Below are 18,790 nucleotides of genomic sequence, written 5' to 3' on the forward strand. Positions count from 1 at the left end.
GCAACGAAGAGAGCGCAACTGAGCGCTCTCAACGGCTTCTTGCTAGATTGTTCCTTTAAGGAAACGTACGGCCGTAGCGATATCCGTATCGGGATTCGTTCCGACCTCCCGTTCAATCGTCAAGTACCCATTATATCCGATATCTCTAAGCGCCTTCAAATAACGATCCCAATCTACGCTGCCCTCGCCAAGCGGAACTTCTCTGAACGCATCGCCGGATTCGGCTTGTTCGGCCAGCTTGTCGTGGTCGAGCGGTTCGAAGCCGAGCGCGCCGTAGATTTGGCGAGGATCCACCTCGCGAAGGCGAATTCCGTCTTTCGCATGAGTATGGACGATATAATCTTTAAGCGTATAGACGCCTTGTACCGGATCGTCGCCGGTCACCATAACCATGTTAGCCGGATCGAAATTGACGGATACACCTTTGGAGCTAAGACCGTCGAGAAAACCTCTTAGCCGAACGGAAGTTTCCGGTCCCGTCTCAATGGCAAAATACGCATTCATGCTCGTTGCGTATCGGCTTAGTTCATCGCAAGCGAGATGCATCGTCTCATATACTTCGCCCTCACTGTCTTCCGGTACGATCCCGATGTGCGTTGTCACGACGTTCGTGCCTAATTCCACCGCCAAATCCAAAATCCGTTTCGACTTTTCTATTTTTGCGGCGTTCTCGTGCTTGTCTTGAAACCCATGCCCGCCGAGATCTCCAACAAGCGCCGAAATTTGCAAGCCTAACGAATCGATGTACTCTCTCCATTGTTTCCGCGCGGTCGCCGATAGATTGGCGGGATCCATCTCCCCCTTAACGGCATAGATTTGCACCCCGTCCGCTCCGACGTTTTTGGCTTTCACGAGCCCTTCCCGCACGCCTACGCGGAAGCTGTCTACGATAACTCCGATTTTCCAAGGCTGAACGATACCCGACATCTATTCCTCGCTCCTTCCATTCGATTCGCATTGTTTCCATAACCGCCGGACGTTATTAAGCGCCAGCTTCGTTGCGTTCACGCAAGGCTCCATGCCTTCAAACTCGATGGACAGGTAACCGTCATAACCGGAATCGCGCACGATTCGCAGCGCCGAACGAATATCGAGGTCGCCGTGCCCGACGATCGCCCCTCTCAAGTAAGAGCCGCCGGCAGACTTGAACCAGCCCTCTCCCGGATCGCATGATTCCGATCTAATATAGAAATCTTTGATATGCACCATGGAGGCATAAGGAATATTATTGCGAACGGCTACGACGGGATTCTCATCCACGCATACGAAGTTACCGATATCGAGCGTTGTCCGGAAGTTATCGCGTCCCACTTCGTTGATTAACGCCTGCACCCGATCGCTCGCTTGAATATAATAGCCGTGATTTTCTACGCTAGTCGTGATGCCGTACTGCGCCGCGTAGTCGGCGATTGTCCGACAAGCTTCGGCAAGCTTGGGAAGATCGTTCGCGAATTGCCGAATCGATCGATCAACCGAACTTGCCACGTCGTGACGCATTAGCTTGACGCCCAAAGCGGCGGCAATGTCGACCTCCCGCTTCACGCGTCCGATTTCCTGCTCGTAAGCTTGCCCGTCCAATCCCGCGAAGTTGGCGCCGATCGCGTAATTCGAAATCTCGATCCCGACTTCGGAAGCTTTCGTTCGGATGGCTTCAATTAATTCAGGATTGCGGGCCAGATCGAAGCCTAGAGGAACGATTTCGGCATGCTCTCCGCCCATCTCCGCGATCTCGCCGATCGCCTGAACGATGTCCATCCTGCCCGCTTGCATCTCTTGCCAGAAACAATAGCTGCTGACTCCGATTTTCATAACCGAATCTCCTCGCCCTTAGCCGCGGATTCATAGACGGCGCACAAAATCTTCATCATCTCGACACCGTCTTCTACGGGGCTGATCGGCGTAGCGCCGTTCACGATGCATTCGACGAAGTGATTGATTTCGTTCCGGAAAGCGGATTCGAATTGAAAGCCCGCCAGACTATCCGTTTGCGGTTGAATATTCAGGATCGTATTGTGCTTCTCGGTGACGATGGCGATGGCCGGATCGATCTCGAAGCCCCCCTTGTCCCCATAGAGCTTCACATAGCCTTCATCTTGTTTGGCATGCAGCGAGTAGCTCACGTCTACCATCAAGGAAGCCCCGTTCTCGAAGCGAATAATGGCATTGGCCATATCCTCGACCGTATTTTTCGTTGCATCGTAATCCGCCGCTTTGTAATGGGACAAATATTGGACATTGGAGCGGTTGCCCAATTTCTTGTACGTGTTGGCGCTAACCGTTACCGCTTTCGGACGGCCCATCAAATACCAGCAAAGGTCAATGACGTGAACGCCGATATCGATTAAAGGCCCACCCCCGGAGCGTTCTACATCCGCAAACCAGCCGCCCGGATTGCCATGCCGGCGAATCATCGACGCCTTGGCGTAATACAGTTCGCCGAATTCCCCGTTCGCCGCGAATTCGCGAATCATTTGAACGTTATCGTCATATCTGCGGACTACCCCGACCTGCAGCAACTTGCCAGTGGAACGTACCGTTCGCTCCACTTCCAGCGCTTCCTCGACCGTGCGGCAGAGCGGCTTCTCCACGAGCACGTGTTTGCCCGCTTTGAGAGCGGCTATGCTTATCGGCGCATGGGTATTGTTCCATGTGCAGATGCTAACCGCGTCAATGTCCGGATCCGCCAGTAACTCTTCATAGTCGGTATACGTTTTGTCCGCTCCGTACTTCTCCGCCACTTGGCGAGCCCTTGTTTCGTTGGCATCGCAGATGGCGGCAATAACCGCGCCCGGATGGCTGGAATACGAATTTAAGTGCATTTCCGAAATAGATCCCGTACCAATAACGCCGACTCGAACCTGCTTCACATTGAACACTCCCTATATACGCTTTGATCTCAATTCGTATTATAATGAGATTATGAAGCGTTTCCATGTAAAAGCATGCTGTATATTTGCACGATCGTGCTAAGTGAGGAGTAGAGTGTATGGAAAAAATCGCTTCCCTTCGCGAACCGATGTCGATGCCTGATTCGTCATTTCCGATTAAAATCCATCCCCCTCAACCCCGAGCGACAGTTGTGGGCGAAACTATATTTGCCCACCATTGGCACGAACATATGGAGTTTTTGTATTTTACCTCGGGAAGAGCGACGATCGAATGCAGTTCCATCCCTATTTCGTATCAAGCCGGTGATCTGTGCGTAGTGAATAGCAACGAGCTACACTATGGAATAAGCAATTCCGAAGATTTATCTTATTATGCGATGATCGTGGATGTGGCATTGCTTCATAGCCATACCATCGATGCGATTGAAACGAAGTTCATAACGCCGATCGCCAACAATCGGCTTCTGTTCCAGAATCGGATATCCGGCAACGAAGAGATCAATGCATGCATGCTTGCAATCATTAAGGAGCTTGACGCCAAGGAATTAGGCTACGAGTTGTCCATTAAATCGCATTTGTACCGAATGCTCTCGCTCCTCGTGCGCAATTATCCGGCCACGTTAACGGAGCTGGACGAATACCGCCTTAAGCTGAAGGAACTCGAACGTCTCGCTCCCGTCTTCGCTTATATTGACGAGCACTACCGGGACAAGCTTTCCGTACAGGAGCTTGCTGGACTTGCCGGATTAAGCCGATTCCATTTCAGCAGATTATTCAAGCAGGTGACCGACAAAACGTTAATCGATTACATCAACCTCGTTCGGATCAACAAGTCGGAAAACATGCTCCGCGGAAAAAGCATGAACGTTTCCGAAATTGCGCTAGCTACGGGCTTTAACGATATCTACTATTTCAGCCGAATGTTTAAGAAGCTGAAGAAAGTGTCGCCTTCGGAATGGAGAAACAACGATGGTTAAACATTCGAAGCGTACGGCTGATCGTAGCCGTACGCTTCTTCCGTTACAGTACCATTCGATTTTTCGTAAATCGGTTCGCATAGGAGGAAGCAACGTAAGCATCCGGCTTGACCCTTGGGGCATACAATCCCATGGACTCTACCCGATCCATCATTTCCTGCACGTATAATGCCGTCTGATTGACCACCGGCTCCGTTCCAGCGTCGATGTCGATATAAGTTTCGAGCGTCGCCCCTTGATAGACGTAGGGGAGCAACAAATCCTCCATCTGGCCAAGCACGGAGCTGTCGAAATAACCGGCAACCCTTTGCGAGAAAGACGTTTCCAACGTCAGCTTCTCCCTTATCGAGTTAAGTTGCCGGGGAACAGCTACCTGGCGATAACATGCCCAAGCGCCTCTTCCGATCCGATGAATGACGATTCCGGTTACGAATTTCGTATGTCCTCTATGAACTTGGCTGTCCGTCCCGATTACGAATTGGTATGCGCACTTGGGGTCTTGCCCGATAAAACGAATAATTCGTTCGAGAACGTCGTTCATACTCAGATGGCTTTCCGACAAATTCTGAAAGCTCAGTTCATCCCACCTGGAAATCGTACTCATCATGGTTATTGTGATCACCTCTGCCATACTTGCTGCTCTACATTTATTATTGTATGGCGGTGACGACAGGACTCGAACCATTCGACAATGTTATTTTACTCGCGTGCGGATCAGCACTATAATTAATTAAGTAGGTTTTACTCATGCCCAACCGAAGGGGATTAGGAAATTGAATAAAGTTCTGATTATGACCGCAGTCGATGCGGAAAAGGAAGCGGTGCTGCGAGGCGTTCGCGGAAATCGCAAATTCGACGTAATCACGGCAGGCGTCGGACCGGTTGCTGCCGCGGTGAGCACGACCATGGCGCTTGCAGCGGAAGATTGGAAATACGATCTGGTCATCAGCGCGGGCATCGGCGGTGGCTTCATCGATCAAGCCGCGATCGGCTCGATCGTCATAGCAAGTGAAGTCATTGCAGCAGACCTCGGAGCGGAAACGCCGGACGGATTCGCTAGCGTGGACAAGCTGGGATTCGGCACGAATCGATTATCCGTCGAAGAGAAACTGTCTGCTCGATTGGTTGAAATTTTTCAGGCAAGGGGCATTAGCGTTCAATATGGGCCTATCCTAACCTTGTCTACGGTTACCGGAACCGCCGATACGGCATTACGGTTGGTCGAACAAATTCCGGGCGCCGCCGCCGAAGCGATGGAAGGTTACGGGGTAGCAGAAGCGGCTCATCGACGCGGCATTCCTTTTATCGAGATACGCGCCATCTCTAACGCGGTAGGTCCAAGAGACAAATCCGCTTGGCGAATCGGGGATGCTCTTGCTGCTTTGGAAGCGGCAAGCACTCATTTAGTGGAGGTTATTACAGCATGAACAGCATGAAAATCGCGTACTCTCCTTGTCCCAATGATACTTTCGTATTCCATGCGCTTGTGCATGGCCTTATTCCCGGCACTCCGTCCTTCGACGTTACCTATGCGGATATCGATATTACGAACAACCTGTCCGCGAGCTCGAACGAGCTGGACATCATGAAAATTTCTTATGCCGCTTTGCCTTGGATTGCTCCGGAGTATAAGCTCGTCCCTTGCGGCGGCGCGCTTGGCCGCGGTTGCGGACCGCTTGTTTTGACAGCGGATGGCAATGGCGCCGGGGATGCTTCCCGGTTGTCCGGCAAACGGGTCGCCGTTCCTAGCGAACGGTCGACGGCTTATTTGCTATTCCGATTGTGGGCTGCGCAGAACGTTCCGGGCGGCGTAGCGGAAATTGTCGTAATGCCTTTCCACGAAATTATGCCTGCCGTGCGCGATGGGTTAATCGATGCCGGCTTGGTTATTCACGAAGCGAGGTTTACTTATCAGAACTATGGCCTCTCCCAAGTTGTCGATCTCGGCAATTGGTGGGAGAGCGATACCGGACTCCCGATTCCGCTGGGAGCGATCATTGCTCGTCGCTCCTTGGATTTGACCGCCATTCGCGAGTGGATTCAAGCTTCCGTCGCCTATGCGTGGGAGCACCCCGACGTTTCACGAGGTTACGTATTGGAACACGCCCAGGAGATGGATCCTAGCGTTGCCCAATCGCACATCGACCTGTACGTGAACGATTTCACCGCCGACTTGGGAGACGATGGCTTCGCAGCCGTCACGACCCTACTGCAACGCGCCATGGACGAGGATTTAGTTCCGAAGATGGATTTGGCAACTCTTCGTTAGTTCGTTAGAGCCGCTGTCTATCCCGCTCGCATAAAAAACCGCCCGCGGAATTCCGCGGGCGGTTTCTCTTGCCTATAAAATACGATTGACCAATAACCCGGTCGTTGGGAAAGGCAAGTAAGCTTGCATCGACGATTGATAGGTAGCGAATTGCTGCATCGCCTGAATCTGCTTGTTCACCAAGGCGCTGGCCGAGGCGTCATTGAAACGTTCCGTTGCTTTGACAAGGCGATCGGCTAACCCGTCGCGACCGACAAGCGCCTTATTGGTTTGCTCATAATCTGCGTTTAATTTGATCTTGAACGTAACTTCATCCAGCCGCAACGATCCATCCGCGTTTACCATGATGCCGATTCGCTCGTCTCCACGTGAGTCCACTGCGTTGTCCAAGCTCTTACGGACTGCCGGACTTAAGAAACCGCCCGCCTCGTTTAACCTATCCCGCATCGCGTTGTAGCTTGAGATCATTTTCCCAACCTGCTCTATCGCTTCCTTCTCGTCGGGTCGAACCTTGATTTCAATCACGTCCGTCGAGGCTTCTAATAACGTTGCTGTAACCTTTCCCTTCTCGAGCTCGATCACGTTGGATTTGGATGTCTGCTCCTCTCCCCCGTTTACCTTGAACGAAGCGTTCTTGGCAGCCGAAGTGACAACGAACATACCGGTGGAAGATACCGCGTTACCGACCGTATCCTCCACTTCGAAAGCCCGATCCGTTCCCGTTCTGTCGCTCTTCAATTCTAGTCTCGAAGTGCCCCCATCCGAATCCGTTATCACGCGGGCTGTCACTCCGGTCTTGGCGTCGTTAATCGCATCTCTCAGCTTCGTTAAAGCTTGTTCATTCGTATCCTGAGTCGCAATCTGTACCGAAATCGACTTTGATTTGCTTCCGACCGTAATCTTGAATGCATTGGCACCGCTCTGAATGCCGCTTAAGCTTTCTCTATTTAATTCCGCCCCGCTATTCGTTTGCTTGTCCGCGATCGATTGAACTTGGATTCGATAGGCTTTGACCGAAGCCCCGTTGTTCGCCGATGCGACCACGGTATTCGGGTTAGACGATAAAACTTCTCTCGCCTGAATGGACGACGTTTTGGATCGTAACAAGTTATTGGCTGAAGATTGCACATCCTGAGTCGAAGACAGGAAGCTCGCAATCTCTATCGCGGCTGACTTAGCTAGCTCTTTATAGGGGTTCGGATAGGAATTCAGCCATGAATTCGCTGGCTGCCGATAAGCAGATCGACTGAATGGCGAATAAATGTAAGGCGATACAGGAGGCACAACTTTGCCAACGGCTTCTGAAGAATAGTACATCTTCTCACCTTCCTTATTCTCAACTAACTCCTTATTTTCAATATAGCACCCTCTATTTTTTTACACAATCATCCAGTTTTTGAAACTAAGTATAAATTTTGTAGGAAAGATTAGAGTCAAATGTGATCAAATGGCGCAATCTAATCCTTAATGAGGAAATTCAGGGATCGATCTATTATGTAGATCATTCCTATGCATAATAATGTCTATTTCCGAACATAAAAATGCATTAGAATGGTTACAGGTGCGTACAGCTACATATTCGTCACCGAAGATTGACTAACATGAATACAGAGGGATGCACAATGTCTGATGACAATGAAAAAATGCAAGGACTATGGCAGCAGTTTTTCGGTCCAAATCTAGGCTACATCCAAGAGCAGTACGATCTTTACCTTCAAAATGCAGATTCGGTAAGCCCGCAATATCGCGAGCTATTTGCACAATATGGCGCCCCTCCTCGTGTAGAAACTGGGACGAATGCTCAGGCTTCATCTCCTGATCAAGTTCAGGCACGTAGCCTGTCGGCCGCCACTGACACCAATTTACTCAAGAAAGCAATCGCAGCCGGCCAATTGGCTTGGAATATACGTGCTTTCGGCCATCTTGCCGCGGATATCGATCCGCTGGGACTCAGCTTCAAAGCAAGCGCAGAAGTCATCGAACCGGGCACTTATGGATTAACGGAAGCAGACCTAAAACAATTACCTCCCGAATGCGTATGGGAAGATGCTCCTTATCCGCTGAACAATGCTTGGGAAGCAGCCCAGAAGCTGCGTGAAGTGTATACGGGCCCTATCGCTTTCGAATTCGGCCACGTCCACGTGGAAGAAGAACGCAAATGGTTGAACCAACGTGCGGAAGCCGTTATCCCTTCAACTACGTTGCTCACCTCAGAACGCGAAGCTTTGCTTAGAAGACTGCTGGAAGCAGAACAATTCGAAGATTTCCTACAGCGCACTTTCGTCGGACAGAAACGTTTCTCCGCCGAAGGGGTTGAAGCGCTTATTCCGCTTGCGGACGAAATCGTTCATGAGCTCACGAACGACGGCGCGCGTCACATCGCTATCGGGATGGCCCATCGCGGGCGTTTGAACGTGCTTGCTCATGTACTCGGCAAGCCTTACGGCAACATTTTCTCCGAATTCCACCATGCGCCTAACAAGAACCTTAACCCTTCGGAAGGTTCGATTGGCATTAATTATGGCTGGACCGGCGACGTGAAATATCATTTGGGCGCCAATCGTTCCGTTCAATCCGGCGAAACGGCCGAAACGCGAATTACTCTGGCCAACAACCCGAGCCATCTCGAGTATGTAAACCCAGTAGTTGGCGGATACGCTCGCGCGGCTCAAGAAGATCGCAGCAAGCCCGGTTACCCAGTACAAAATCTGGACTTAGCTGCTTCCATCGTTATTCACGGCGATGCGGCTTTCTCCGGTGAAGGCATCGTTGCCGAGACGCTTAACTTCAACAATCTGCGTGGTTACACGAGCGGTGGAACGATTCATATCATCGCCAACAACCGAATCGGCTTCACGACCGAAAGCCATGATTCCCGTTCCACGCATTATGCCAGCGACTTGGCCAAAGGATTTGAAATTCCGATCATTCACGTGAACGCGGACGAACCGGAAGCCGTTATCGCAGCGGCGCGCATGGCGAGCGAATACCGTACGTTATTCAAGAAGGACTTCCTGATCGATCTGGTCGGCTATCGCCGTTATGGCCACAACGAGACGGACGATCCGGAAACGACGCAACCGCTCATATACAAAAAAGTAAGAGCCCACTCGACAGTTAGCCGTCTCTATGCGGACAAACTGATTAAAGAAGGCTTCTTATCCGCGGATGCGGCCGAGCAAATCAAGCGCGACGTTCAGAACAAGCTGAAAGCCGCTTACGATCAAGTCAAAGGACAAGAGCACAAAGACTCCGTCTTTCAAGCTCGTCCGACGGAGTACGATCCGGCCGAGTCCAAACCGGCAACATCCGTTCCGATGGATAAGCTTCGCAGCATCAACAAAAACTTGCTCAAGTGGCCGGAAACGTTCAAAGTGTACGGCAAACTGCAGCGCATTCTCGAACGTCGCGCGGATTCGCTTAACGACGGAGAGAAAGTCGACTGGAGTCACGCCGAGACGCTTGCATTCGCTACGATTCTTGCGGATGGCACTCCGATGAGACTTAGCGGACAAGACGTGGAAAGAGCAACCTTCGCTCACCGGAATTTAGTGCTTCACGATTCCGAAACGGGCGAAACGTTCTGCCCTCTTCATGAGCTGCCGGAAGCGAATGCTTCTTTCGCCATTCATAACAGCCCGCTCTCCGAAGCTGGCGTACTCGGCTTGGAGTATGGCTATAACGTATACGCTCCTGAGACGATGGTCATCTGGGAAGCACAATTCGGTGACTTCATGAATGCCGCTCAAGTCATCATCGATCAATTTATATCTGCCGGCCAATCCAAATGGTCGCAGCGTTCCGGTTTGGTTATGCTGTTACCGCACGGATATGAAGGCCAAGGACCTGAGCACTCCAGCGCAAGAATGGAGCGGTTCCTGCAGCTGTCCGGCGAAGAAAACTGGACTGTCGCTTACCTGTCCAGCGCGGCGCAATATTTCCACTTACTTCGCCGTCAAGCGTCCGTCATTAACACGAAAGACGCTAAGCCGCTCATCGTAATGGCGCCTAAGAGCATGATTCGTAATCCTTACGTGGCATCGCCGGCAGCCTTGCTAAGCGAAGGTTCGTTCCAGACCGTAGTCGAACAGCCAGGTCTTGGACAAAATCCTGCCCGCGTGGAAAGACTTGTTTTGTGCACCGGTAAAGTGGCGATAGACTTGGCGGAAGAGCTCGACAAATCTGCCGATGTTAACCGCGACTGGCTGCATATTGCACGCGTAGAACAGCTTTACCCGTTCCCGAAACATGAAATCAAAGCGATCATTGACCGCTATCCTAATCTCACTGAAGTTCTATGGGTACAGGAAGAGCCGAAAAACATGGGCGCATGGAGTTATATGGAGCCGCGCATTCGCGCGCTCGTCGAAACATCGAAAACGGCGGTCGGATACAACGGACGTCCTAAACGTTCTAGCCCTGCGAGCGGATATCAGCAGATTCATACCTTCGAGCAGCAGTTCATTATCAATCAAGCTTTGCTTCAGAAAAAGAAATCGGCAGTTAAATCCGGGAGGTAACAGCAATGCATGACATTATAGTACCAGCAATGGGTGAGTCCATTACGGAAGGAACGATTTCGAAATGGATCGTCAAAGTCGGAGACAGCGTCAAACAGGGCGACCTCTTATTGGAACTGGAAACGGACAAAGTAAACCTGGAAATTAGCGCCGAGCAAGATGGCGTCGTCGCGGAAATTCTCGCGAACGAAGGTGATAACGTTAAGATCGGCGAATCCGTCGGCAGAATCGGTGCTGCTGGTCAAGCCGCTGCTCCTGCTGCAGCTCCTGCGGTTAGTGCACCTGCTGCACCTGCTGCTCCTGCTCCGGTTGCCGCTCCTGCCCAACCATCTGCTGTAGCTGCTTCCAGCAACGATAGCGCGTCTACGCTTGCGACTCCTGCAGCCCGTAAGCTCGCCCGGGAAAAAGGAATCGATCTGAACACATTGCCTGCGCGCGATCCAATCGGCCGCATCCATGCTAACGATGTCGCTTCCGCCGGAACGGTTGCTCCAAGCGCTCCTGCTGCACAAGCAGCGCCTAAAGCTCCGGCAGTCGACAAGCCGACTTCCAATTCGAATAAACCGGAAGAGCGCAAACGGATGTCCCGTCGTCGTCTGACGATCGCGAAACGGTTAGTCGAAGCGCAACAAACGGCGGCTATGCTTACGACTTTCAACGAAGTCGACATGTCGGCCATTCTCGAAGTTCGTAAACGTCGCAAAGATTCCTTCAAAGAAAAACACGACGTCGGTCTGGGTTTCATGTCCTTCTTCACCAAAGCGGTTGTCGGCGCGTTGAAGGCATTCCCTCATCTGAACGCTGAAATTAACGGCGAAGATATCATCGTCAAAAAATATTACGACATCGGCATCGCGGTTTCTGCCAAAGAAGGTTTGGTCGTTCCAGTCCTTCGCGAAGCGGATCGTCTTGGCTTCGCCGAAATCGAACGCACGATCGTTCAATTGGCCGGCAAAGCCCGCAACAACACGCTGGAATTGTCCGAGCTTCAAGGCGGAACGTTCACGATCACGAACGGCGGCGTATTCGGTTCCTTGCTGTCGACTCCTATCCTGAACGCGCCTCAAGTCGGTATCCTCGGCATGCACAAGATCCAACTTCGCCCGGTCGCTATCGACGCCGAGCGCATGGAGAACCGTCCGATGATGTACATCGCCCTTTCCTACGACCACAGAATCGTAGACGGAGCGGAAGCCGTGCAATTCCTCGTCAAAATCAAGGAAATGCTCGAAGATCCGGAAACTCTTCTTCTTGAAGGTTGATCGCACAATGATTCAAACCTCTTCGCCTCTGGCGGAGAGGTTTTTTTTCGTTTACCGGCTGATTGCGACATGGAGGTTAATCTTATTTTAGTGAAAAGAACTATAATCTCCACTAAGACTCGTTAGAGTACGACAATTAACCCCGTACTGGGGCGTTCCTGCCCATAGAAGGTTAGAGAGCTCCACTATTTTGTGGGCATTCGGGCATTCGGGCATTCGGGCATTCGGGCATTCGGGCATTCGGGCACTCGGGCACTCGGGCATCTGAACAAGTAATGGATTTCTACAGTTATTTACGTGCTGAATAGCTGGAAATGAGAAATAGCTGGAAAAATACAGTTATTTGGAACAAGTTGGGCTATAGTTTTCGAGTTTGTTGTGAATTAAATGTATTAATCCATTTATTTAAATTAATACCCCTCGATTCATAAAATTAAATGGATATTTCCAGTTATTATGCGGGGTGCGGGGTGCGGGGTGCTCAAATAAACAAAAAAATGGTGAAGAGAGAAAGAATCTCGCTCCACCATCCATTCAAGTTATTATAGCCGTTTGCGTTTATACAACAGGATGAAAAGTCCGGCTAAGAGGAGAACGGCCAATGAGATTGCCGTAGTGGCGGCCGCTTTGTAGCTGCCTTGCGTTTGCGTCCCCGTTACGCCTCCCATTCCACCCATGCCTGGCATTCCCCCGCCTTGGCCTCGGTCAAAACCGCCGCCTTGTCCACCCGGGAAGCCTCCGCCAAATCCTCCACCAAATTGACCGTCAGGTGGTGTTTGTCCGTCATGCGCTTGTCCGTTCGGCGCTTGGCCATTTGCATCATTCGGTGCTTGTCCATTCTGTGCCTGTCCATTCTGTGTTTGGCCGTTCTGAGCTTGACCATTCGTATCATTCTGTACTTGACCATTCGTGTCATTCTGCTGAGCTTGCCCATTCTGCGATTGGTTATTTTGTTCGTTTCCGATCCCTTCTCCTGCAGCAGTCGCAACTTTGTAGTCAACAGCCGCCAGCGTTACGCCGCCCTGCGATTGAGTGCTTAGTGCCGCCATATTTCCCAATGAGGCAATCGGAACGTTACCCTCACTCAGCTGCGACTGATCTCCGCCTTGTTGGGTCTGCCCTCCGCCTTGCTGCGATTGGTCTCCACCTTGTTGAGTCTGCCCACCGTTTTGCTGCGTTTGTCCAGCACCATTACGGTCAAATCCGCCTCTGCCGCCACCCATGCCGCCCATGCCACCGCCGCTGCCGCTGCCGTCGCCTGACGAAGCGATCGAGCCGTCCAGTTGCCCAGCGACATTTTCGACCCGGCTAGCCGTGAACGATATCAACTGCGGGACCGCGCTTTCGTACTGTTCATACGTATAGAAAGGACGCGGGTCTTGTTTGACGTACGGCGAGATGAGCTCCTTAATCTCATTCACCCTTGCCGCGAAAGTATCGTCCGCCAAGTATCCGTCGATCATTTGTTGGATAATCTCGTGGTACTTCGTCTTGTAGGCCTCAACCGCCAGCAGCTTCGAGATCAGAGGCCGTTCCGCTACAGCGCCCTGCGTCGGTTCGTCGATCATGACCTGCGAACTGCTTCCCATACCGCCGAACGACATATTGTAATCCCATGGAAGAACGGAGAATACCCCTTCGTCTTCATATAAATAATAATTTTGCTTATTAGAGCCAAGGTAGCTGTCCATATTCACCGTGACTGCATTCAACGCGATATACTTGAGCGATTCTTCAACGTCCAGAACCTTCTCGTAATAGGAACCGTTATTCAATTCGTCCAGCATGTCCACCAAGATGTCGTCGTTCGAAGACTTCGACTTCTGCGTCAAAGCTCCATACGATTCAATATTATCGTCCTGCCATAACAAGTCGCCGCCATTGGAGTTGTTCCCTCCCGTAGTACCAGCCGCTCCGCCTCCGAAGTTCGGACCTCCTCCTCCCATTCCGAATTCTGCTTTGTACAGAGCACCGTACGAATTCCCGAAATGGCGTTCCAAATACGCGTCGCCAATCTGTTCGATGGCCAGATAGAAACCCCATAGCTTTCCATTCACGTACACGTTGACGTAGGAATACTCCGGTGTCGGAAGGCCCATCGTCTTTGCGAGCTCATAAGTGAGAAACTCTCTCATATAAGTCGCATCGCTGTAATTGTTATTCAGGTTGATTTTGCTTATCCCCATCATCGTCTGACTGGAAATATATTCGTCGAAGCTAAGCTTAAAGCTATACCGATCCGAATCGGATGATACGACGCTGCGCAACGATAAATTTCCTTTCGTCCGAATCCCGATATTGTCCATCTTGATCCCATTGTACTCGACCGACGCCATCTTCATCTCTTCCGTCGACGCATTGTCCAGCATGTCCTGAAAATCGTCTTCGTCGATCGTGATTTTCACATCTACCACTTTATCCTTAGGAAACACTTTTTGCTCCAGTTGATCCGTCGATTCCGTTAGGGAAGCCGCTTCGGTCACTGCTCCTTCGTCAGACGCGCTCATATCCCAGATCAAGCTACTGGCTAGTACGATAGCAAAGAAACTGACAAGGAGAGGAAGTAATTTGCGCGATCTCATACACTCGCCTCCTGTCATTGAGATACATAATCGCCGCTATAACTAATGAGAACAGCGCTTTTGACACCGCTCATCTCCGTAATTTGGTTCACGAACCGGGTTTCTTGCCCCTTTAATCGTACCTCTACCGTCATTTCGATATTATCGCTCGTTACCGTCTTTTGCTTCACGTTATATCTTTTGACCGACGTATTCAGTTGTTTCACGATGGCTTGTTCGCTTTCATCTCCGTCGCAATTGACGACCATTAGATAGGGCGTTTCGAACGAGGCATTCTTAACGAACACGAACAGAACCAATCCCACGATCACCGAACCGATAATGGCCAATGAGAAAAATCCCGCGCCCGTGACGATCCCTGCTGCAGCCGCCCAGAACAAGAAAATCAGATCGGTCGGATCTTTGATCGGCGTCCGAAAACGAACGATACTGAGCGCGCCGACCATACCGAGAGACAGCACGAGGTTCGAGTTGATCGCGATAATGACCATGGAAGTAATTAACGTCATCCCGATCAGCGAAACGTTAAAGCTCTTAGAATAAAGAATGCCGCTGAAAATGCGCTTGTACAGGACATAGATAAACAATCCGACGAAAAAAGAAATCAATAGCGTAATGATAATTTTGGAAATGTCGATGTCGGTCGAAAAATTTTCCAATACCGATTTTTTGATCACGTCCGTAAACGTTGTCTTCGCCTCTGCCGCCGTTGCCGTATTCGTATCCATAATTATTGGTCCTCCCAGGAATTGAATTTAATGAATTTTCTGCATATCACGTATTTCGAGTTCGATTGTCTGACCAGCCCTCCGGTCTGAATGGCGGTTCGCACGTATTCCGGCAAATACTCGTCGAATTTCACTTCGAACACGGTAATGTCGTCGTCGAACGCGTTAATCATGGAGAGGGCGGGATCGAAAATATCGACCCGGTTCAGTCCGGTCTTAAGCTGTTTGTCGAAAGTGATCCGGACATTGCCCGCGCCGCACACATAAGCTTCCCGCACGTAGTCCACGATGACCTTCGGCCTTAACAGCTTGTTTTTCATCTGGTCGTACATTTCCGCAAGCAACGACTTGGAAGGATCGTTCAGAAATTCGTAGTCGCCAGCCAAGATGGAGTCATAATTATCTCGCGTCAACGGTTCCTTCACCTTCGTGATGTAGTCGTTGAACTTGATTTTTTTCTCCAGATGAATGACTTTGTCGGAACGATTATAGATTCTGATCCGGTATTTCTCGCGATCCCGAACTCCGGCTAGCTTCTCGTGCAGCGCCTTGTTGTCGATATCGTCGAAGTACAGGCTTCTGATATGGTAATCCCCCGAAGGGCCAGCATACTTGTCCAACCGCAGCAGATTTCTGAGCTGGCGTTTCATGACTTGATATTGGTATGGGTTCATGTAGTACTTAAGCTCGTGTCGGTACTTCAGGTCTGTTCTCATTGTTTTGCACCTCGTTTCTCGTGTTCGCCTCAAGTAAAACTTTACATTGCGTTAATGATTGTCTGCTTAATATTAAATGAAGCGAAGCTGAAGCAGGGCTGAATGTTTACTGAAAGTGAAGCGGCAATCCACGCCAAAAAAGACCGTCGCAACGTTCGCGACGGTCTTTCGGATCAGCGTATCATCCGTATTTTAGTTCATTTGCTATGGGTAGCAGCATCTCTATTTTTCAAGCCAGACTAACCATTCACAAGCAAAGCAGCTCCAATAGCTCCGGCATCCTTACCCAGAAGCGGAGAAGCATACTTCACGCCCGTCGCCATCGTACCGATCGCGCGATCGGCGATCGCTTGGTGCATCGGTTCGAACAACGGCGCGCCGATGCTTGCCGCTCCTCCGCCGATGATCACCAATTCGGGATTCGTGGAATGGATGATGCTGACCATCCCTGCTCCTAATGCTTGCCCCGCTTCTTTAAGAATGCGGAGGGACAAAGCATCCCCCTCTCTCGCAGCTTCGGCGACATGTCGGGAGTTAATCGGAGCTCCGGCAGCTTTGTCCTTCAGCAGCGAAGCTTCCTCGGGCAATTCCGCGGCAAGCTGCCCCGCCCGCCGTCCGATCGAGGTTCCGGAAGCGTATAGCTCCAAGCATCCTACATTACCGCACAAACATTTGGAACCGTTCCAATCGATCGTAATATGGCCCAATTCGCCGGCGCTTGAATCTCTTCCGCGGATTAACTTTCCACCGCTGATGATTCCAGCCCCGATTCCCGTAGATACGGTGATGTAGACGCAATCCTGCGTCCCGCGTCCCGCTCCGACCGCCCATTCTCCATAAGCCGCGGCGTTCGCATCATTTTCCAAGTTAACGGGAACTCCGAATGCTTGCGCGAGCTCCTTGCCGAGCGGAACGTTCGTCCATCCTAAGTTCGATGCGTAAGCTACGACACCCTCGTCCGCCTTAAGAGTTCCTGCGGTCGCTACGCCAATGCTGGCTAACTCGGCCGACTCGATTTTATTTAGACAATCATGAATTAAATCGATCATTCGTTGAATAACGGCATGGGAGCCCTCTTGCGCGTCGGTGCTTACTTCCGATTTCGTCAGAAGAGCCCCGTCTCCATCCAATAGAACGGCAAGGATCTTCGTGCCTCCTAGATCGATCCCTGCATATACCTTGTTGCTCATTGCTGTTCCTCCGCACTCTCATGATATCGGCATGCTTGCCGTCTTGACCCAATCTCTGGCTTCCATAGCCGGGAGAGGTTTGCTTAATAAGTATCCTTGTACGCAATCGCATTCGTACTTCTTCAAGTAATCCAATTGCGCATAGGTTTCCACGCCTTCCGCTACCACTTTCATCCCCAATCCCTTAGCCATACGGATAATAAGGCCGGTTAGGGGCTGATCCTCCAGGTTATCCGGGATTTGATCGATGAAGCTCTTGTCGATCTTAAGCGTAGTAATCGGAAGCTTCATGAGATGGCTGAGCGACGAGAAGCCTCTTCCGAAGTCATCCAAAGCGATATTCACGCCATGCTCCCTTAGCCGAGACAACTTATCCGCGATCTGATCGAGAGACTCAATGACCATCGACTCCGTCACTTCCAGCTCCAAGCAACGCGGATCGAGACCCGTTTCCTGCAAAATATCCATCACCCGCTCGACGAAGCGATGCCCGAACAACTGAACGACCGATACGTTCACGGAAACGGTTGGCTTATGCGGGCATGTCTCATGAACGGTCTGAATATATTCGCAAGCCGTACGGAGAACCCACTCCCCGATCGGAACGATCAATTGCGTCTCTTCGGCAATCTTAATGAACTGATCCGGACGGACGTGCCCGAGCTCCGGACTGTTCCAACGAATTAAGGCTTCAAGCCCTTCAGCCTGCGAGCTTCCGAGATGAATTTGAGGCTGATAGTGCAGCTCGAACTCTCCGTTCTCTAACGCGTGGCGCAGCAGCCGCTCCATTTCCGCCCGATGCTGAACCGGAACGCTAAGCGAGAAATCATAGAAAGCGAAGCTGTTTTTCCCTTGCCGCTTCACATGGTAGAGGGCGATATCCGCATTTTTCAACAGTTGGTCCAGCGTGCGGCCATGCGATGGAAAATGCGAGATGCCAATGCTTCCCGTCATATGCATCCATTGCTCGCCAACCGCGAACGGGCTATCGAACAAGCTTAGAAGCTGCTCGACCCTTGTCTGAAGCCGGTCTTTAGGCACGCGGGTCACGACAACCCATTCGTCGCCCCCTAGACGGTATAGCTGTTCCGAAGGCAATAAACCATTGACTATCCTTGTCGAGATTTCCCGGAGCAGACGATCTCCGAAAGCGTGTCCGAGCGTATCGTTGACATACTTGAAGTCATCCAGATCCACATAGAATAAAGAGGCATCCTTAAGCAACGTTAAGTTCTCATACAGGGCTAGACGATTCGGCAAACCCGTTAACTGATCGCGGTAGGCGATTTTGCGAAGCTCCTCCCGGTTGTTCAGCAATTCCGTATATTGGTTATGAAGCTTGCGCTCCGCCACTCGCATCCTTAAGGTTGTCCGATAGATTAAATATAACAATAGGAGGGCGGTCATGACAATGTAGGACCAGCCCTTGATCATGCTAAACCGAGCATACATCTCTTTGTCGGAGACGATAGCATTCAGCACCTGATCAGAAAACAAAATCCATAACGCTCCACAGATCAAATAGAGAAGAGCTATTCGTAGCGAAGCCGACAGTGGCGACTGTACTTTAATAGAGCTCGATCCCTCAATCTCTTGCACCTGTTTAGACATGGTTTGTCCTCCTTGCATTCAAGTGCGTTAGCGTAAACCACTACGGC

15 protein-coding genes are annotated in these 18,790 nt (G+C 51.0%); 5 read left to right on the forward strand and 10 right to left on the reverse strand.

Features of this window, described 5'->3' with window-relative positions; all coding sequences use genetic code 11:
* Nucleotides 1-42 precede the first annotated feature (42 nt).
* From L3D05_RS22090 to L3D05_RS22100, 3 genes are read right to left on the reverse strand one after another with little or no spacing between them, the layout of a single operon-like run.
* Nucleotides 43-927 carry a sugar phosphate isomerase/epimerase family protein gene (locus tag L3D05_RS22090; RefSeq protein ID WP_239618555.1) on the reverse strand — a complete coding sequence of 295 codons (885 nt, stop codon included), beginning with the start codon at nt 925-927 and terminating at the stop codon, nt 43-45.
* On the reverse strand, nt 928-1,809 hold the full coding sequence (locus L3D05_RS22095; protein WP_239618556.1) for a sugar phosphate isomerase/epimerase family protein: 882 nt from the start codon (nt 1,807-1,809) through the stop codon (nt 928-930).
* A complete protein-coding gene (locus L3D05_RS22100) occupies nt 1,806-2,867 on the reverse strand; it encodes a Gfo/Idh/MocA family protein (RefSeq protein WP_239618557.1) in 1,062 nt (353 codons plus the stop codon). The genes L3D05_RS22095 and L3D05_RS22100 overlap by 4 nt, the downstream gene beginning before the upstream one ends.
* A gap of 119 nt (nt 2,868-2,986) precedes the next feature.
* On the opposite strand from L3D05_RS22100, the gene L3D05_RS22105 reads away from it, so the two are divergent.
* A complete protein-coding gene (locus L3D05_RS22105; RefSeq protein ID WP_239618558.1) occupies nt 2,987-3,865 on the forward strand; it encodes an AraC family transcriptional regulator in 879 nt (292 codons plus the stop codon).
* A gap of 43 nt (nt 3,866-3,908) precedes the next feature.
* On the opposite strand, the gene L3D05_RS22110 is transcribed toward L3D05_RS22105, so the two are convergent.
* Nucleotides 3,909-4,472 (reverse strand): ribonuclease H-like YkuK family protein, encoded by a 564-nt coding sequence (locus tag L3D05_RS22110; RefSeq protein ID WP_439647970.1) that lies wholly within the window; start codon nt 4,470-4,472, stop codon nt 3,909-3,911.
* A gap of 157 nt (nt 4,473-4,629) precedes the next feature.
* On the opposite strand from L3D05_RS22110, the gene L3D05_RS22115 reads away from it, so the two are divergent.
* Both L3D05_RS22115 and L3D05_RS22120 read left to right on the forward strand, forming a co-directional pair.
* Nucleotides 4,630-5,292, forward strand: a complete 663-nt coding sequence (locus L3D05_RS22115) for a futalosine hydrolase (protein ID WP_369418000.1) — start codon at nt 4,630-4,632, stop codon at nt 5,290-5,292.
* Nucleotides 5,293-5,297: 5 nt separating this feature from the next.
* Nucleotides 5,298-6,134 carry a 1,4-dihydroxy-6-naphtoate synthase gene (locus L3D05_RS22120; RefSeq protein ID WP_239618599.1) on the forward strand — a complete coding sequence of 279 codons (837 nt, stop codon included), beginning with the start codon at nt 5,298-5,300 and terminating at the stop codon, nt 6,132-6,134.
* Between the two features lie 72 nt (nt 6,135-6,206).
* Here L3D05_RS22120 and fliD read toward each other — a convergent pair whose 3' ends face one another.
* The gene (gene fliD / locus L3D05_RS22125) at nt 6,207-7,451 is read right to left on the reverse strand and encodes a flagellar filament capping protein FliD (RefSeq protein WP_239618559.1); all 1,245 of its coding nucleotides are present in this window, start codon (nt 7,449-7,451) and stop codon (nt 6,207-6,209) included.
* Nucleotides 7,452-7,756: 305 nt separating this feature from the next.
* Between fliD and L3D05_RS22130 the strand changes: the two genes are divergently transcribed.
* Entirely contained in the window at nt 7,757-10,654 is a 2,898-nt protein-coding gene (locus tag L3D05_RS22130; RefSeq protein WP_239618560.1) for a 2-oxoglutarate dehydrogenase E1 component, read from the forward strand.
* Nucleotides 10,655-10,659: 5 nt separating this feature from the next.
* Nucleotides 10,660-11,916 (forward strand): 2-oxoglutarate dehydrogenase complex dihydrolipoyllysine-residue succinyltransferase, encoded by a 1,257-nt coding sequence (odhB, locus tag L3D05_RS22135; RefSeq protein ID WP_239618561.1) that lies wholly within the window; start codon nt 10,660-10,662, stop codon nt 11,914-11,916.
* Between the two features lie 542 nt (nt 11,917-12,458).
* On the opposite strand, the gene L3D05_RS26520 is transcribed toward odhB, so the two are convergent.
* From L3D05_RS26520 to L3D05_RS22165, 5 genes are all read right to left on the reverse strand, one after another.
* Entirely contained in the window at nt 12,459-14,498 is a 2,040-nt protein-coding gene (locus L3D05_RS26520; protein WP_255807671.1) for a CotH kinase family protein, read from the reverse strand.
* A 14-nt stretch (nt 14,499-14,512) separates the two neighbouring features.
* On the reverse strand, nt 14,513-15,226 hold the full coding sequence (locus tag L3D05_RS22150; RefSeq protein WP_239618562.1) for a DUF4956 domain-containing protein: 714 nt from the start codon (nt 15,224-15,226) through the stop codon (nt 14,513-14,515).
* A 2-nt stretch (nt 15,227-15,228) separates the two neighbouring features.
* Entirely contained in the window at nt 15,229-15,942 is a 714-nt protein-coding gene (locus L3D05_RS22155) for a polyphosphate polymerase domain-containing protein (protein ID WP_239618563.1), read from the reverse strand.
* 239 nt (nt 15,943-16,181) lie between these two features.
* On the reverse strand, nt 16,182-17,132 hold the full coding sequence (locus L3D05_RS22160) for an ROK family protein (protein ID WP_239618564.1): 951 nt from the start codon (nt 17,130-17,132) through the stop codon (nt 16,182-16,184).
* A gap of 18 nt (nt 17,133-17,150) precedes the next feature.
* Nucleotides 17,151-18,743: a putative bifunctional diguanylate cyclase/phosphodiesterase gene (locus L3D05_RS22165; protein ID WP_239618565.1), complete on the reverse strand. Its 1,593-nt coding sequence runs from the start codon at nt 18,741-18,743 to the stop codon at nt 17,151-17,153.
* Nucleotides 18,744-18,790 lie beyond the last annotated feature (47 nt).

This window comes from Cohnella mopanensis, assembly GCF_022352055.1.
Lineage (GTDB): Bacteria > Bacillota > Bacilli > Paenibacillales > Paenibacillaceae > Cohnella > Cohnella mopanensis.

What these genes read in the sequence shown, in the direction of transcription:
- L3D05_RS22105 (WP_239618558.1), top strand. Translation starts at nt 2,987, where the DNA reads ATGGAAAAAATCGCTTCCCTTCGCGAACCGATGTCGATGCCTGATTCG.
- L3D05_RS22160 (WP_239618564.1), bottom strand. Translation starts at nt 17,132, where the DNA reads ATGAGCAACAAGGTATATGCAGGGATCGATCTAGGAGGCACGAAGATC.
- L3D05_RS22095 (WP_239618556.1), bottom strand. Translation starts at nt 1,809, where the DNA reads ATGAAAATCGGAGTCAGCAGCTATTGTTTCTGGCAAGAGATGCAAGCG.
- L3D05_RS26520 (WP_255807671.1), bottom strand. Translation starts at nt 14,498, where the DNA reads ATGAGATCGCGCAAATTACTTCCTCTCCTTGTCAGTTTCTTTGCTATC.
- L3D05_RS22110 (WP_439647970.1), bottom strand. Translation starts at nt 4,472, where the DNA reads ATGATGAGTACGATTTCCAGGTGGGATGAACTGAGCTTTCAGAATTTG.
- odhB (WP_239618561.1), top strand. Translation starts at nt 10,660, where the DNA reads ATGCATGACATTATAGTACCAGCAATGGGTGAGTCCATTACGGAAGGA.
- L3D05_RS22090 (WP_239618555.1), bottom strand. Translation starts at nt 927, where the DNA reads ATGTCGGGTATCGTTCAGCCTTGGAAAATCGGAGTTATCGTAGACAGC.
- L3D05_RS22155 (WP_239618563.1), bottom strand. Translation starts at nt 15,942, where the DNA reads ATGAGAACAGACCTGAAGTACCGACACGAGCTTAAGTACTACATGAAC.
- fliD (WP_239618559.1), bottom strand. Translation starts at nt 7,451, where the DNA reads ATGTACTATTCTTCAGAAGCCGTTGGCAAAGTTGTGCCTCCTGTATCG.
- L3D05_RS22120 (WP_239618599.1), top strand. Translation starts at nt 5,298, where the DNA reads ATGAAAATCGCGTACTCTCCTTGTCCCAATGATACTTTCGTATTCCAT.
- L3D05_RS22130 (WP_239618560.1), top strand. Translation starts at nt 7,757, where the DNA reads ATGTCTGATGACAATGAAAAAATGCAAGGACTATGGCAGCAGTTTTTC.
- L3D05_RS22150 (WP_239618562.1), bottom strand. Translation starts at nt 15,226, where the DNA reads ATGGATACGAATACGGCAACGGCGGCAGAGGCGAAGACAACGTTTACG.
- L3D05_RS22165 (WP_239618565.1), bottom strand. Translation starts at nt 18,743, where the DNA reads ATGTCTAAACAGGTGCAAGAGATTGAGGGATCGAGCTCTATTAAAGTA.